Annotated in this window: 11 protein-coding genes; 8 read left to right on the forward strand and 3 right to left on the reverse strand. The window is 36.9% G+C overall.

Features of this window, described 5'->3' with window-relative positions:
- The first annotated feature begins 75 nt into the window (after positions 1–75).
- Complete coding sequence (locus V6260_RS14215) at positions 76–1,863, forward strand: metallophosphoesterase family protein (RefSeq protein ID WP_341594802.1); 1,788 nt, start codon at positions 76–78, stop codon at positions 1,861–1,863.
- Here the strand turns inward: V6260_RS14215 and V6260_RS14220 are convergent.
- From V6260_RS14220 to V6260_RS14230, 3 genes are all read right to left on the reverse strand, one after another.
- Positions 1,860–4,715, reverse strand: coding sequence for a TonB-dependent receptor (locus V6260_RS14220; protein ID WP_341594803.1), 2,856 nt, complete (start codon positions 4,713–4,715; stop codon positions 1,860–1,862). The two genes, V6260_RS14215 and V6260_RS14220, sit on opposite strands and share 4 nt — an antisense overlap.
- A 41-nt stretch (positions 4,716–4,756) precedes the next feature.
- A complete protein-coding gene (locus V6260_RS14225) occupies positions 4,757–5,734 on the reverse strand; it encodes a FecR family protein (protein WP_341594804.1) in 978 nt (325 codons plus the stop codon).
- A 63-nt stretch (positions 5,735–5,797) separates the two neighbouring features.
- A complete protein-coding gene (locus tag V6260_RS14230; protein ID WP_341594805.1) occupies positions 5,798–6,325 on the reverse strand; it encodes an RNA polymerase sigma factor in 528 nt (175 codons plus the stop codon).
- Between the two features lie 277 nt (positions 6,326–6,602).
- On the opposite strand from V6260_RS14230, the gene V6260_RS14235 reads away from it, so the two are divergent.
- From V6260_RS14235 to V6260_RS14265, 7 genes are all read left to right on the forward strand, one after another.
- Entirely contained in the window at positions 6,603–7,724 is a 1,122-nt protein-coding gene (locus V6260_RS14235; RefSeq protein ID WP_341594806.1) for a PD-(D/E)XK nuclease family protein, read from the forward strand.
- A gap of 114 nt (positions 7,725–7,838) precedes the next feature.
- Positions 7,839–8,813, forward strand: coding sequence for a WYL domain-containing protein (locus V6260_RS14240; RefSeq protein WP_341594807.1), 975 nt, complete (start codon positions 7,839–7,841; stop codon positions 8,811–8,813).
- A gap of 78 nt (positions 8,814–8,891) precedes the next feature.
- Positions 8,892–9,983, forward strand: coding sequence for a cell division protein FtsZ (locus tag V6260_RS14245; protein ID WP_341594808.1), 1,092 nt, complete (start codon positions 8,892–8,894; stop codon positions 9,981–9,983).
- Positions 9,984–10,058: 75 nt separating this feature from the next.
- Entirely contained in the window at positions 10,059–10,391 is a 333-nt protein-coding gene (locus V6260_RS14250) for a cyclic-phosphate processing receiver domain-containing protein (RefSeq protein ID WP_341594809.1), read from the forward strand.
- 418 nt (positions 10,392–10,809) lie between these two features.
- Positions 10,810–11,058 carry a YfhL family 4Fe-4S dicluster ferredoxin gene (locus tag V6260_RS14255; protein ID WP_341594810.1) on the forward strand — a complete coding sequence of 83 codons (249 nt, stop codon included), beginning with the start codon at positions 10,810–10,812 and terminating at the stop codon, positions 11,056–11,058.
- 213 nt (positions 11,059–11,271) lie between these two features.
- The gene (locus V6260_RS14260; RefSeq protein ID WP_341594811.1) at positions 11,272–11,982 is read left to right on the forward strand and encodes a metallophosphoesterase; all 711 of its coding nucleotides are present in this window, start codon (positions 11,272–11,274) and stop codon (positions 11,980–11,982) included.
- Positions 11,983–12,130: 148 nt separating this feature from the next.
- Positions 12,131–15,043, forward strand: a complete 2,913-nt coding sequence (locus V6260_RS14265; protein ID WP_341594812.1) for a TonB-dependent receptor — start codon at positions 12,131–12,133, stop codon at positions 15,041–15,043.
- The last annotated feature ends 447 nt before the right edge of the window (positions 15,044–15,490 follow it).

The raw sequence follows: 15,490 nt of genomic DNA on the forward strand, positions 1-15,490 counted from the left end.
TTTAAAGTTTTTTGTCCCCTTTTATCCTTTATTACTCTCTAGTTAATAAGGTGATTGAAAACTGGATAAACCATAATGATTAAAGTAAAAACTGTGTGGTTAGCACTATGGATTGGGTTATGTATCACATTTAAAGTGAGTGCTATTGAGTACTTCGAGGTTAAAAGTCAGGCGAAGATGGAGACGGTTAAAGTTGCATTTTTAGCCGATATTCATCTACATGATATTTTTGCTAATTTACATAATACAGACAACATAGAGCTACCAAAGGATGTAGGGTCACAGCAACCATTACTGGTGCGCAGTATGTATGCGCAGCTTCACTCAACGCGACTTTTCAATGAAAATTATTTCGTTTTTTTACATGTATTAGATGAGCTGGTAGAAAAAGAAATTAAGCTAGTCGTTTTACCTGGCGATTTTACTGATGACGGCCAACCCATTAATGTAAGGGCTCTGGCACGTATTTTAGGCCATTATGGAAAAAAATATGGGATGCGTTTTTTTGCGATTCCAGGCAATCATGACCCCGTAAAGCCATTTACAACTGTGGCAGGTAAAGCTGACTTCTTAACGGCTCAAGGTAAAGAGTTTGGCGTGTATAGTTATCAACATGAAAAGTGTATGACTAAGCAATCTGTATGTGATGATGGTTTAAAAAACTGGGGATACACTGAAATATTAAGCACACTTAATGACTTTGGATTTAGCAAACATAAAAGTGACGTGCTATATGAAACACCTTATGAAAACCGAGAGTTTGTATGGTGTGACCCTCATGATATGAATCATTGTATTACGATGCCAGATGCGAGCTACTTAGTTGAGCCCATAAAAGATGTTTGGTTAATGGCAATAGATGCCAATGTGTATGCACCACAATGGCAAAATTCGCCACTTACTTTTAAGGGGTCGTCTAGTGCCGGCTATAATGCTTTAATTGATGCAAAGCCCTTACTGTTAAAGTGGATAAAAACGGTTGTAAAAAGGTCAAAAGAGCAAAACAAAACACTGATCGCATTTAGTCACTTTCCAATGGGAGAGTTTTACGATAATGCGAATGATGAATTACATAAAGTGTTTAGTCGTGGCCACTTTTCACTATCTAGAGTGCCTACACCCCTTACAGCACAAATACTTGCAGATACAGGACTAACACTACATTTTGCAGGGCATATGCATCTAAATGATACTGCGCTGGTAACAAGTAATCGGGACTCACAGTTAGTTAATGTACAAGTGCCAAGTTTAGCTGCTTATAAAGCTGCATATAAGGTTGCAGAGCTAAATTTAGCTAAGCAAACCGCATTGGTAAGTACTCATACATTAAACGATGTTCCTGGTTTTAATGATTTATTTGGTTTATATGAAGAGGAATGGTTATATCGTAATCGGCATAACCTTAGTAACTTTGACCGAACTATTTTGAGCTCAAAAAATTATGGTGATTTTACTAAACAGCATTTATTTGGACTTATTAGTCAGCGTTTTTTAAAACGCGATTGGCCAAAAGATTTAGTGACATGGCTAAACGATAATCACTATTTGGCTGATTGGTTAACAAATATGCAGTGTTTAAGTAAGGTCTCGCCTAATTTGTTAATTCAACTTAAAGCTTTATCAACAAAAGAATGGCTTCAAGATTTTTATGTATTAAGAAATGGCGATGTAACTGCAGATATAACGCCTCAAAAGCGTATTACTTATCAACAGCTAAATGATTTTTTAGCTAAATCGACATGTAAAACAGATACGCAAACACAGCAATACTTAGCTTTGTTAATAAAAGTAATGGCAAAATTTAGTAAGCATAGCCAAGGTGAGAATTTTAGGGTTGATCTAAAAACAGGGGAGATTACCTAATAGTGATAACTCAACCCCAAGTAATAAGTGCGACCACTTGTGGTTGAGTTGTAGGCTCTTAGTGTTGAATTACTGTATTGTCGCTCTTGTTCATTGCTGAGATTAAATGCGCTAAATTTAAGTTTCCAATGATTAGAAAAATAATAATTTATGTTTGCATCCCAATAAACAGTTGGCATAAACCCCGTTTCGTTTTCATCGAGCAAAAGACTGCCTGCCCGAACTAAATATTTATCTCTAAAAATAGCGCCTAGTTTAAAATTGAACTTAGGATGATCGTAAAAGATCATACTTGAAGCGGTTATTTTAGATAAAAAAGGTAGGTTTTTTTTAAATAAAGCTGAGCCATTATTTGAGTCGTAATACGTGACTTTGCCTTTATTGTAAGTTGTTTGTAGGTTGATACCCCAGTCAGAATTATGTATTAAATAATTTAAACTTATTTCCGCTCCCCACTGATAAGCTGATTCTGCATTACTTAGCCAAAGGTTATTTATATCGGGGGTTGTAGACTCTAAAGTTTTTGATAAAGGGACTTGTGTGGTAACTATGTAATCATCTAAACCTTTATAAAAGAGTGATATATTAAACGTACTACGACTACTAAAATCTGCCTCTAAGGAAATATCGGTATTATAAGATAAGTAAGGTTTTAGATTTGAGTTAAATGTATATTTTGTACTATTTGGGGTATCGTTTGAACCATCAAAACTTAGTGAGTTCAGTAATGGTTTTGAATAGTTTTTAGAAAGTCCTACACGTAATCGCCATTTATCGTTTATAAAATATGATCCATTAAAAGTTGGAAGCCAAAGGCTATATGAAATAGGAGAGTAAGGGGCTTGAGTGTGAGATGTTATGGATTCTGCTTGGTAACGTAAACCTATATGAGCTTCCCATTGTATCTGCTCTGTGCTTATTAAAGTATAAGCTCCTCTGCTATATTCTTGTATATGCTCGGCTTCAGTGGTGATTGATGAACTATTATTTTGTATGTTGAATGGGTCGATGCCATAAAGTTTAAGTGCCTCATTAGTGTTTATTTTTAACCATTGTAGGCTTTTATGTGCATTTTGCGGTGAAACATACGACGCAGGAAGGTCAGTTAATTGTTGTGGTGCGTTGGTTAATTCATTAAAAAAAATATCGTTTTGCTGTGCGTTATACATTTTATTTTCAAACAGAGTCCAATCAGCTCCAAATTGCAGTTTTATTAAACTATTAATGTCATATTTAAAATCTAATTTTGCGAAGGTGTATTCACTATTTGAATTGTATTGTTCTATATCACCATGATGCATTTGCCACATTGTAGGATTTTTTAAATTTACACTGTAGTTAATATCTGCATAAAATGAAGTTTTACGATAATCAATCGTAACGTCACTTATGCCTTGGGTATAAATCTTATTGCTGTAAGGAATGTCATACTTTGATTGTTCTTTTCCTAGTATGGCGCTTACTTTCCAATTTTTATCCACTTGTTGCGTAAGCGATAGCACACCTTGTTGATATGCAGTACTTATTTCTTGGGTTCTACTCTCGGTTGCGACTCGTGCATTTTCATAACGTGCATACACTAACTCATTATTTTCATTAGCTTGAATGTCTGTAATTGTTGTTAGCCCTTTAATTATAGGCGTAGACTGCTCCCCTCTAGGGTATAAATGGTATTCATACCTACCTCCTTTTAAAAAACCTGAGAGCATATCAAAATCAAAATGGGTGGTTTCATTTTTATACTCTACAGATAGATTTGCCCCAAATCGCTGCTGTGTAGCTTGCCATACCGAGTACCGATTACCGCGAGGAACTATATAATCGCCTTGAGTCAAATGCAGGGCCTGAGATTGGGTTAAAGCCGATAGGTCAGCCTCATCTATTGCGATATTACGCCAGCGAAATGTATTAGCACCTTGCTCTAACGACTCTCTGGTTGTGTATGCAACGCTTGCAAGTATTCCCCAATTATTCCATGTGTTAGAAATTAAGCTTGAATAGCGTTTTGCGCCTGTACCCACATAGTCGTTGTAGCCAACTTCTGGGGTAATAATAAATTTAAATCCCTCATTGTCTAAAGGGTTTATAGTTTGTAATGCCATTGTTCCAGATATTCCACCTGCAATTTTATCGGCGGAATATGCTTTAATTACATGTATTTGTTTAAAAAGTTCGGCAGGTAAAATATTGAAGTCGAAAGAACGATCGCGCTGTTTTTGCACTCGGCTATCCATAGGTGAATCATTATTTGCTAACACGGGCATGCCGTTGAGTGTCACCAAGCTAAAATCAGGATAGTTACCTCGTATTGATACTTGGCGACCTTCGCCTGCTTCGCGAGTAATTGCTACGCCAGGAATATACTGTAAGGCCTCGGCCAAGTTAGTATTGGGAATATCGGTAATATCTTGTGCTGAAATTGCTTCACTAATCGTTTTATTATTGTGTTTTAAATTTCGTGAGCTAGCTAATGAATAGCGAATACCCTTTACTGTTATTTCTTCAAGCACTTCGCTATTGGTTGTTATTTTTTTTTGAAAAATAACAAAACCTTTGTCTTGAATTTTATATGTTAATTCGCTACCTCTTAATAAAAAATCGAGTGCTTGAGCAAGTGTATGATCGCCCACTAAGGTAGACGTAGTTTTGTCGTTGATAAGTGAAGGGTTACTACTAAAAGAGACTGAATATGCATTTGCCACCTCTCTTAAACTATCACTGAGAGAACCCGCTGGTATATAAATAAAGGTATTTATATTTTTTGCCGCACTAGGCAACGTTGTTAAACAACTAACACCAATAAAAAAGAACACTAAAATACTTTTATTTAATGTACGTACCTGTTTTAGCATAATCGTATAATCAAAGTAATACAGTCATATTTTTTACTCATTTAAGGTAACGTTAAATGAAGTACGTTGTTCTTCTTATCTACTTTCCAGTTATAAGTTGATGCAATGAGCATAAGGCTTTGTTGTGGCGTTTCGAGATTAAATCGTCCGCTAATTAGTGTGTTATTTAGTATGTTATCCACTTTAATTACCATAGGGCTGTAACGCTGTAATTGTTTAATAACACTGGTTAGAGGTTCTTTTTCTGCATCAATCCAACCCATTCGCCAAGCAGGGAGCTGTGCTAACTGCTGGCTATAATCTACAGTTATATGGCCATTTTTTATAACAGCTTGTTGAGAGGGAGTTAATATCACTTTATCTAAAGCCGACACCTCTACTTTGCCTTCGTACACAGTTACCACTACTTCATCTTTATTGCGCTCTACATCAAAAGAAGTACCCAGTACTTTAATGCTTGCTTGTCCTGAATTTATTATAAATGGCCGTGTTTTATCTTTGGCTACATCAAAAAAAACCTGTCCTTTTTTTAATTCGATTTGCCTTGAGTGTGGTAGCAAGTGCGCAGTTAACGCACTATCTGCATTTAAGTGCAAATATGAACCGTCATCTAATAACTGCGATACACGTTTACCTAAATGTGCTTCTAAAAGATGAGGCAGGTTAGATTTAACTGCGGTTTTTGCAATAGGTGTTGGTGTAAATGCCTGTTGAGATATAGCAAGCCAGTACACTGCAAAAGCAATAGCGCTAAAACTAGCTGCTAACGCGAGCATAGGTAAGGTCCTAAAACGTTGACTATTAGACGTAATTATTGGAGTCGGTAAACTATTTTGATTAGTGTAAATGTGTAGAGCCTGTTTAACAGCAGGATCGCCAAATACATTGGCTATTTTTTCAAATGCATTCTTATTTTCTGTGCATTTTAACCAAAGCGATAGTTCTTCACGGTCATGATCATTTAAATCATTAATCCGATCTACCCAATCTGCTGCCTGTTCTAAGCGTTGTTCGTTCATTAAAAAACCTAACCTGCGTTTATTAAATATATAGAGCGTAAAAGTGTGATAAAGGGGACATTTTTATTGATTTTTTTCAATGCTAAGCGTTATTTGTATCATTGCGCGCGTAATATGTTTTTTTACAGATTCTTGGCTCATATTTAATTGCAGACTAATTTCTTCGCGACTTAATCCGTCAATACGTCGAAGCTTAAATACTTTTCTTCTTAACGGTGGCAATTCTTCCAACGCACTTTTAACAAGCTCGAGCTTTTGTTCTGTAATAGACTGCGCTTCTGGATCGCTATTATCATTTGTAAAAAGCTCAATATCTTCTGCATTATTTGGTTGGCTTTTATTTTTTTGCCAATCACTATACATAACAGACTTTGCGACTTGATTTATATACGCCTGAAAGTTTTCAATTTCTGATGTGTCATTTCTATTTAATGTTCTTAGTAGAGCTTCTTGCACAAGATCGTCTACGTCATCTGTATTATTGGTCCGACGACTAATGAATTTACGAATATGGCTGATAACGTTTTTTACATCGCTTTGTTCAGAAGAAATATTTAAATTTGATGGCAGGGGGCTTTTAAAAGTCTTCATTACTCAGTCTAGAATTTTGTTTTAAATAAATACTAAGTGAATAATATGACCAATTGATTACAGCCAGGCTGAAGTGTGTTACTGATCAGTTAAGTTAATGGTGATTAAGCAAATTGAAGTGATGATACGAAGAATAAAGTATCATTTTGGGCATCTTGACGCTTTAAGCAGGGTTTAATTAAAGCTGGGAAGTCCAGTTTAATAATTAAGTGAAAATTAGAAAGAATGATATATTTTAATTAGTCTAAATTTTAATTGTATTTATCAGAGAACAGAAATGGAAAGCTTATTAGTAAACTTAAGGAAATACCGTCCCCGTGTCGGTAGTGATCCCCTTGAAAACTTTATAACAGAAGCATTTGCTTGGTTACTGCGCAGTAATCGTGAAGCGTTAAATACTTTACTTGATTGTATTAATGAACATTTAATTTCACCAATAGATATTCCTGAAAGTGACGTCTATATATCTACACAAGAGAATTTTGCTAATAAGTTTCCTGATTTAGTCATCAGCTGGGAAGGGTCTACACTTATCTTTGAGCATAAAGTGCATGCCGATCTTCATAAAAATCAATTACAAAATTATCGCACATATGCATCTACGATTTATGATAATTATAAAGTCATTTTAATAACAGCTACCCCTTTTCAGCACGCTCAAAGTCCTGATGTGGCGTTATGTTGGCAGGATATTTATCATTGTTTTAAAAACTTAGTCGAAAAAATAAGTGATGAGCATGTAAGTTGGGCAATAGAGGATTTTTTATCTTTATTAAAATCAGAAGGGCTTGGACCCAGGAACCCAATGAATCGTTTCTCAATCGCTAATTATTTAGAAGCTGTACAGTTTATTGAGCAGGTAGACTCTGTTTTTAAAACTGCTCAAGAGCGAGAATGGCCATTACAAAATATTGGTATGGAGCCTGTTTTTAAGCGCCAAGGCACAGAGTCTAGGGTTGGATTAGAGTTTTGCCCTATTGTTAAAAAGAAGAGGCAATGGTTGCCTGGTGTTTTCTGTGGAGTATTACTTAGTGGCGCGGACCACGGAGTGAAGGAGTTTATAAATAATGAATTAAAACTTTGTTTAGTATTTGATTTTAATCGCACCGGACAAGCACTAATTAAAAATTCGGCACATTACACTCGCTTTAAAGCTGACTTAAAATTATTAGTTGATGATTGGGAGTTTTTAGACACGGCTTTAGAGCCAAGAGCGAAATATAATAAATGGCATCCAATTGTTATTTTAAAACCCATGTTACCATTTTTTGAACATGCCGAGACCCATGAAAAGCAAGTAGATATAGTGCTAGAAATATTTTCAGAATTGCAGAAACGCTTAACAGAACAACCTAGCTTTATAAAGTTAATGGAAGAGCTTACCACTACAGAGCTTTAGTTATAGTCTTGTTTTATTCCATTTTGATATTATGACCTAAACTTTAAATTAACGTTATTTTATAAATTTAAATGACTTATTTAATGTGCGATTTATAAAGTTAAAAGGTTTTTTATGCTGACTCATCGTCATAACTCAATTTTAGAGTTTGTACCTACAAGTCCATCAAATATTTCAGTGAAACAACTGCAGGATGGCTTATCACAATGCGGTGTAGAACTATCATCGCGCATGCTCCAGCGAGATCTCCAATCACTTTACGATCAAGGTTATTTTGGCCTTGAAAAAGACACGCGCAGTAAACCTTATGGTTGGTCTATTAACGCGCAGTGGCGAGGTGGCAACTCAAAAGTAATGAGCAGCGAAGTGGCAGAGCATTATTTGCTGTTGGAGCAGTTATTACCGCAATCAGTCCCGAGTGACGTTAAGCAGTCAGTGCATATTAAAGCAGAGCAGGCGCTTAAACGTTTTAATGGCCATTTGCCCGATTGGCTTTCAACCCTGCCAAAACCGCCGTTAAAAGTGAATATTGATAGCAAATTAGTTGCGCAAATTGAGCATGCGATTAAGCATAAGCGTGCTGTAAGCGCTGAGCTTTATAGGGTGCTTTATGATGAGGCACATTGGCTAAAATTTGCGGAGTTAAGTTTTTATAACATAGTTGAGCAAGGCGGTGTGTTAATGGCGCAGTTTATGGTGGGGGAGTTTCACGAGAAGTGTTACCAAATGCCGATTTATCGCATTCGCAATGTACACATTTTGCAAAAGACACGACGTGAGCCAAGTGCTGAGCAATTAAAATCGTTACGCAGTGCTATTAATAAAGGCATGAGTCAAAAGTCTATAACGCTTATTGTTAATACCCCCAAACACTCAGCTATTAATCAAGGTTTTATTGAACTTGGTGAGCTGACTGATAAGCAAAGTATTGATGAAAAAAATGTATTACTTACCTACCAAACTATTGATACAGAGCAGCTCACCGATGGGCTATTTAAATGTGCTCATTGGCTTGAAGTCATACAACCTGAGCGCATTAGGAAAAGAATTACCACAAAGCTTAAAGCGGCTACTAGTAACTATCAATAACGCTAATTAACTTGGGTGCGTCAATTTTTGACGCACCTATTTGTTATGCTCCTTTAAAAGTTAAGGAGTGATTAGATTATGTTTCAATTAATTCAGCAAAATGATGGTTTATCAATCGGTGTATTTGGTATTGGTGGGTGCGGTTGTAATACGCTTAACAGTATTTTTGAGCAGCGTGAGTCTGATCAGGCATTCTTATACAGCGTAAATACCGACAAAGTAGTGCTTGAGCATACACAAAGTGATGAAGCAGTGCTTATAGGTGCTGAGCTCACTCATGGATATGGTGCGGGCGCCGATCCTAAAGTTGGGCTGCAAGCAGCAGAGGAAAGTAAAGAGCAGCTTTTAACGCTTATTAATGGTTGCGATATCATACTGTGTGCAACAGGGTTGGGTGGTGGTACTGGAACTGGCGCTAGCCCGTATATTGCAGAGCTTGCTAGTGAGCAAGGTAAGCCCATTATATTTCTTGCTACATTGCCATTTAGTAGTGAAGGTGAGTTTAGAAGCAATATAGCGCAAACAGGTTTAAATGAGCTTAAAGAGCATGCTAATGCTGTTATTACTCTCCCAAACGACCAACTGATAGAAGTCCTTGGTAACGATATTGGTTTATTTGATGCGTTTAAACACTCAAACCAAATACTCCACTCACTCATAAAATCGTTGATAGATATGCTTTGTTTTCAAGGTTTAATAAACGTCGATTTAAACGATTTTGCTAAAATTATGGATTGCCAAGGTGATGCTGTACTTGGAGTAGGCAAATGTAATGAAGAAAGCGAGCTAACTACTGCGCTTGATGGGGCACTCAATAACCCGCTGGTTAATCAAGTGGATATGTCGTCAAGTACGGGTGTAATAATACAAGTAAATTGCAAAGATGAAATCTCACTAGGTAGTTATAACCTCATTACCGATACAGTGCGCCAGCAGGTGAGCCCAAATGCGTTGGTTATTTGTGGTGTTTCAAAAATAGAAAGCCTAGCAACCAATTATGAGCTACTGGTTATTGCTACGGACGCGAGTTCTAAAATGGTTATTGATGACTTGAGTAAAGACAAAAAGCCTGAAGAAAAAAAATCGAATAAAGCTAAATCAGAATCAACTGACATTTTTGACATACCAGCATTTATACGTAATCAAGCTCCAGCACCATGTGGAAAATAACTATTATTATATAGCTTAAAGGGTTGTTAGTTATTGCTTTCAGAGTCTAAATACATTTTTCAGTGATAAAAATCTATGAACGTATATTTAGATGATGAAAGGGAAACACCAGCCGGTTGGTTAAGAGCCTTTTGGCCTGATGAAGTGATTGAACTTTTGAAGACTGGTAAAGTAAAACTGCTCAGCCTTGACCATGATTTAGGAAATGATAATAAAGGCACTGGCTATGACGTTTTACTTTGGATTGAGCAAGCAGTGTTTATTGATGGCTTTGTACCACCAACAATAGCCGTTCACTCAGCTAATAGCTCAGCACGTATTAAAATGGAACGCGCAATTACACAAATTAATTTACTGGCTAGGCATCAATGCTTGATAACACTAAAAATGAGTCAAGTTCTAAAGTAGTCGTCATTAAGTCAAAAGCACCTGATATTTTGGATATTCCCGTTTTTAGAGGGATTGATCTGCACTACCTAGGAAAAGCGCTTTATAGGGTTTGCAAGCAAAGACAGCGGTATATAGTTATGGGTAAGCGCTGCCACAGGACGATATATGTAAAAATTTATTAGCTTTGTTATCACCTTTACAAATAAAGGCCTTGCGGCGATTCTTATTGATTGAGATCAACAAAGCAACAGAGAAAAATAGGCATAATTCGCGGCTGTAATTTATACCTAAAAATAAAATGGTGTGTTATGAATGTGCTACGATTTAATGAAAAACAAAGGTTTTTTATTAAACTAGAGCTACACAAAAGTTAGCCTTCACACACCTGTGTTTTGCTTATTTTTTTTATATGAATTTTAACTGGAAAGGCTTATAAGTGGCTTTACTCATAAATAGTAAGTGCATTAACTGCGATATGTGCGACCCAGAATGCCCAAATGAGGCTATTTATATGGGCGCTAAAATATACCAAATAGATGCAAATAAATGTACTGAATGTGTAGGTCATTACGATAAACCTACCTGTGTAAGTGTTTGCCCTATTGACTGTATAAAGCCCGATCCTAATAAGTGTGAAACCTTGGACGAACTAGCAGAAAAATTTGTGCGGTTAACCGGCAAATAGCTGGTTAGGTATTTTGCTAAGTTGTTTTTACGATAGATTAAAAATATTACTAACATTACTTATTTAACTCGTAGCTAAAGCCCGCTGTAATGTATTTTTAGCTTTAATCAAATCTATTACCTTCATTAATTATCTACTATATTGTGTTACCTTAAGGCTTTATAAACTCAAGTATTAATCTAAGTTTTAGATTGCATTCTATAGGAGTCTATTTTGGATATAGGTATTAACGCTATTCAGGCTGTATCTTCAAAACAAGCCATATTTATTAATGATGAGTGCCGAGTATTTGTAATTGGCGATCTTGATGGTGATTTACCAGCCTTAAAAAACGCACTTAATAACGTAAATTTTAACCCTGGAAGAGATACTTTGTTTTGCCTAGGCGATTTTGTTGATCGCGGGGATAAAACATATGACTTATTTACATATTTACAGGCCATTAAAGCATGTTTGATATTAGGTAATCATGAGCATTTAATGTTGGAATCATTATTAAGTAATGATAAAGCGGCTTTTAAATTATGGACTGACAATGGTGGCAATTGGTACAAGTTTGTATCAAGTGAAAAGCTCAGTGCTATGTGCGATGAGTTACTAACTAAACCGCTTTCAATAGTACTTGAATATCGTGGTTATAAAATAGGGTTGTCTCATACATTTGCACAATCGTGGGATTGGGAAAATTATCCTGATGATAAATCGGTGACCGTACAATCTTTATTGTGGGATCGCGAAGTAGTAAAACAAAATAAGGTAATTAGTAGTCACGGGGTCGACTTTTCAATACATGGGCATAACTCAACTAAAGCTCCTTTTTGGGTGGGGAATAGTTATCATATTGATACTAATTATTTAGGAGGAAAGCCTACACTTTTGGAGCTTTGCGATGTTATTAAGACAATTAACAATAAGGTTATTTAACAAGCCATTTTTATTTTGTTAATGGAGCATTAAGTTTGGCTATGTATGATTTGCAAAAAAATTTACCATTACGTGGCCTATCTGCGTAAAAGGATTAACTATTTGCTTTAATTTTCTTAAAGCAAATTTAAATGGAACAACCTCCTTCATGTTATCAACAAATCATTTTTCTTTTCGTTTTTCAACGCTTTGTGTATCAGTTATTTCTGCTTTTGGTTCTATGTATACTTTTGCTGCGCAAGAAGATAAAAACTCGCAGCATACAAAAAATATAGAAGTTATAGAAGTACGTGGTATTCGCTCAAGTATGGCCGAAAACTTAGATGTAAAACGTATGTCAGGCTCTGTGGTTGATGCAATTACAGCAGAAGATATTGGTAAGTTCCCTGATAAAAACGTTGCCGACTCGCTTCAGCGTGTACCTGGTGTGGTAATTGAGCGTGACGGTGGAGAAGGTTCCTCAGTCAGTATTCGTGGTTTGTCGTCAGAACTTACCTTTACACAGCTTAATGGTAATTTTATAGCGTCTTCGCCGGGTGAGCCCTCGCGTTCTTTTGATTATACATTATTACCCTCCGCTATGATTGAAAGCGTAGAAGTATTTAAATCGCCTGAAGCGCGTTTAGATGAAGGCGGTGTTGGCGGTACTGTATTAATGCAGAGCCGAAAGCCATTAAGTATGGAGGCGAACTCAGGTGTATTTAATGTAGAGAGTACTTACGCTGATGTTACAAAAGAATATGAGCCGCAGTTTACGGGTTTGTATTCATGGAAAAATGACGACGAAAATTTTGGTGTTTTAGTAGGCTATACCTATCAAGAGCGAACAAATAGAACGCTCTCTGGTGGTACCGATGCAAATGTATGGCGCTACACCGGTGATGGCCAACCTACTGATGTTGCTGGCAACTCAGTTGATAACAACAATGGCTGGGATGCTATTAATGATTCTAACGGTAATAGTTACGATGGGGTGTGGTTCCCGCAAGTAGTGCGTGGCTCAGTACTGAACGAAAAGCGTGAACGCGAAGGGATTCAATTTAGTACGCAGTGGCGGCCAACAAATCGTTTAGAGCTAGGTTTTAATTATTTTGGTTTTACACTCGGGCAAGACCGAACTGAGTCTGTAATTGATATACCTGAATGGTCACTCAACCCAGATTTTTTAACGGCGGTTAATCTCGACGAAACAGGCACTATTGCAACAGGTATGCAGTACGATGCAATGGCAAGCGGCGTCGAAAATGATATGCAGTTTCCGTGGATTCGCGGAAGCTATGTGCGTGAAGAGTCAACTTCAGACACGTTTGATTTTAATTTAACCTATGAAGGTGATAATTTTAAAGCGCGTTTTGTAGTGGGTAATACACAATCAGAGGGCGGCCCAGAGGAAAGCTGGGAAGCAGCGTATAAAAGTTCTAACGCGGGCGAAAACGCTGCGACTATTCAAAATGCGGCTCAAACGGCTGGTTGGTCATTAGAGCAAGATAATGTATCACTTAATATTGATCCAAATACACTCGCTAACTTACAAAATGGCATTGGTGGTGGGCGTGATGCTGGTTCATCAAACTCAAGCTTTGTACGCAGTGAGCTAGAAGAAGACTACTATCAAGCAGATGTTGATTTTTATATTGACTGGGGTTTTTTAAAAACAATTAGAACCGGTGTTAAATACCGCAACTCAACTCTTCACCGTGAAACCGGCAACACCTTCTTTTTAGATCCAAATTTTGATATAGCTGCAGGGGAAGCTAGTGAGCAAGGTATTACCCGTTTTGATAGCTACCAGTGGAATGGTGGAATGCCATTAGCTCAAAATGTATTTACTAGTGAGAATAATATTGCTGGTGGTTTTGATATAAACCAAATGCCAAGTATCGACTGGAATAAATACCGCGATATGGTTACTGCTAATTATGTACCTTATACGCGAATTGAAGATAACTTTGTTTACGATATAGAAGAAAAAATATCGGCTTTTTATATACAAGGTGATTTTGAATTTAGTGAAGTAAGAGGTAATTTGGGTGTGCGTGTTGTGCAAACAAAAACACTTACTTCATCTACTGACTTATATACCTACCAATTAGATCACACCAATGACGAGACAGGCGAGCCAGTAACAGGTGACGCTCGTTTTGTAGAAGACTATCAATTAGTCACTCAGCAGAATAAAGACACTCAAGTTTTGCCAAGTTTTAATATAGCCTGGGATGCAACCGATGATTTAGTTATTCGCGGGGCAATAGCTAAAGTAATGTCTCGTCCTGACTATAGCGATTTAGGTGCGCAGCAACGCATTACATTTGTGTCAGATGAATGGGCAGATGATAGAGCTGCATTTAACGAGCTTTCTGGCTTTAGTGGCAGCGGCGGTAATAAAAACTTAAAGCCGTTTGAGTCAGTACAAAGTGATTTATCTATTGAGTATTATTACAGCGAAGGCTCAGCAGCTGGTTTAGCACTGTTTTACAAAAAGGTCGATAACTTTGTCGTCCCGCTTGTAATAGATGCACAGCAAAGCTTTGTAGGAAAAACCAATATAGTAGAAAGTGGTACTATTACTATTGCACCCTATAGCACTGTAGGTAATGGCACCGATGCAGTATCAAAAGGCGCGGAGGTATTTATTCAGCATGCATTTGATAATGGCTTCGGGTTTTACGCAAACTATACCTACAACAAAACTAATAAAGCAGACGTTACTATAAATGGCGAAGCGTTCGGTCAATCACCATTAATTGGCAGCGCTAAATATCAGTACAATACATCTGTTTATTACGAAGCTGATTATTTTAATGTACGTGCTTCTTATAATAAGCGAGGCGAAACAGTACTCGGTTTAAATAGCGGGTTAAATGTATACCAAGACCCTTACGAACAACTCGATGTAAATGCATCTGTAAATTTATACGATGGGCTTAGCCTTACCGCAGCGGTTATTAATTTAACTAAATCTGAATCAGTAACACGTTTAGGAAATGACACCGATGAACGATTACTCAATACTAGCTACTCAGGCCGTCGTTATTACGCTGGCTTTAACTATAGCTTTTAGATATACGGCCTAGTAGCAGAACAATAGACATTATTATTTGATAGCGCAGGCTATAACAAACACTTTAAAAGGTATTAAATGTTAAAAAAGTGCTAGTTATGTTGTGTTTTTAGCGTATTTAGCTCAAATATTCATCGAACAGTCATTTATTTCACGTTTTCTTCAAAAAAGGGTTGATCTGTTTTTGGATCTCCCTATAATGCGACCCCACTGAGACGGCAGAGCGCAACGCATAGCGAGGCATGAGCTACTTAGTGAGTCGAGTAAAACTTAGTGTTGAAAACTTTCAAGTTTAACAAAGTTAAGTATTGACAAAAAAATAGGAAAGCGTAATATGCGCAGCCCTAGCGAGATAAAGTTTAACACTTTAATCGCAACGTTCTTTAACAATGTAAAGCAATCATCTGTGTGGGCACTCGTACAGATTGAGTTCTAACAGCCAAGCTA

Source organism: Pseudoalteromonas aliena (genome assembly GCF_038155085.1).
GTDB classification, from domain to species: domain Bacteria; phylum Pseudomonadota; class Gammaproteobacteria; order Enterobacterales; family Alteromonadaceae; genus Pseudoalteromonas; species Pseudoalteromonas aliena_A.

Excerpts from the sequence above, each read along its gene's own strand:
- V6260_RS14235 (WP_341594806.1), top strand. The coding sequence starts at position 6,603 with ATGGAAAGCTTATTAGTAAACTTAAGGAAATACCGTCCCCGTGTCGGT.
- V6260_RS14220 (WP_341594803.1), bottom strand. The coding sequence starts at position 4,715 with ATGCTAAAACAGGTACGTACATTAAATAAAAGTATTTTAGTGTTCTTT.
- V6260_RS14215 (WP_341594802.1), top strand. The coding sequence starts at position 76 with ATGATTAAAGTAAAAACTGTGTGGTTAGCACTATGGATTGGGTTATGT.
- V6260_RS14240 (WP_341594807.1), top strand. The coding sequence starts at position 7,839 with ATGCTGACTCATCGTCATAACTCAATTTTAGAGTTTGTACCTACAAGT.
- V6260_RS14230 (WP_341594805.1), bottom strand. The coding sequence starts at position 6,325 with ATGAAGACTTTTAAAAGCCCCCTGCCATCAAATTTAAATATTTCTTCT.
- V6260_RS14245 (WP_341594808.1), top strand. The coding sequence starts at position 8,892 with ATGTTTCAATTAATTCAGCAAAATGATGGTTTATCAATCGGTGTATTT.
- V6260_RS14225 (WP_341594804.1), bottom strand. The coding sequence starts at position 5,734 with ATGAACGAACAACGCTTAGAACAGGCAGCAGATTGGGTAGATCGGATT.
- V6260_RS14250 (WP_341594809.1), top strand. The coding sequence starts at position 10,059 with ATGAACGTATATTTAGATGATGAAAGGGAAACACCAGCCGGTTGGTTA.
- V6260_RS14265 (WP_341594812.1), top strand. The coding sequence starts at position 12,131 with ATGTTATCAACAAATCATTTTTCTTTTCGTTTTTCAACGCTTTGTGTA.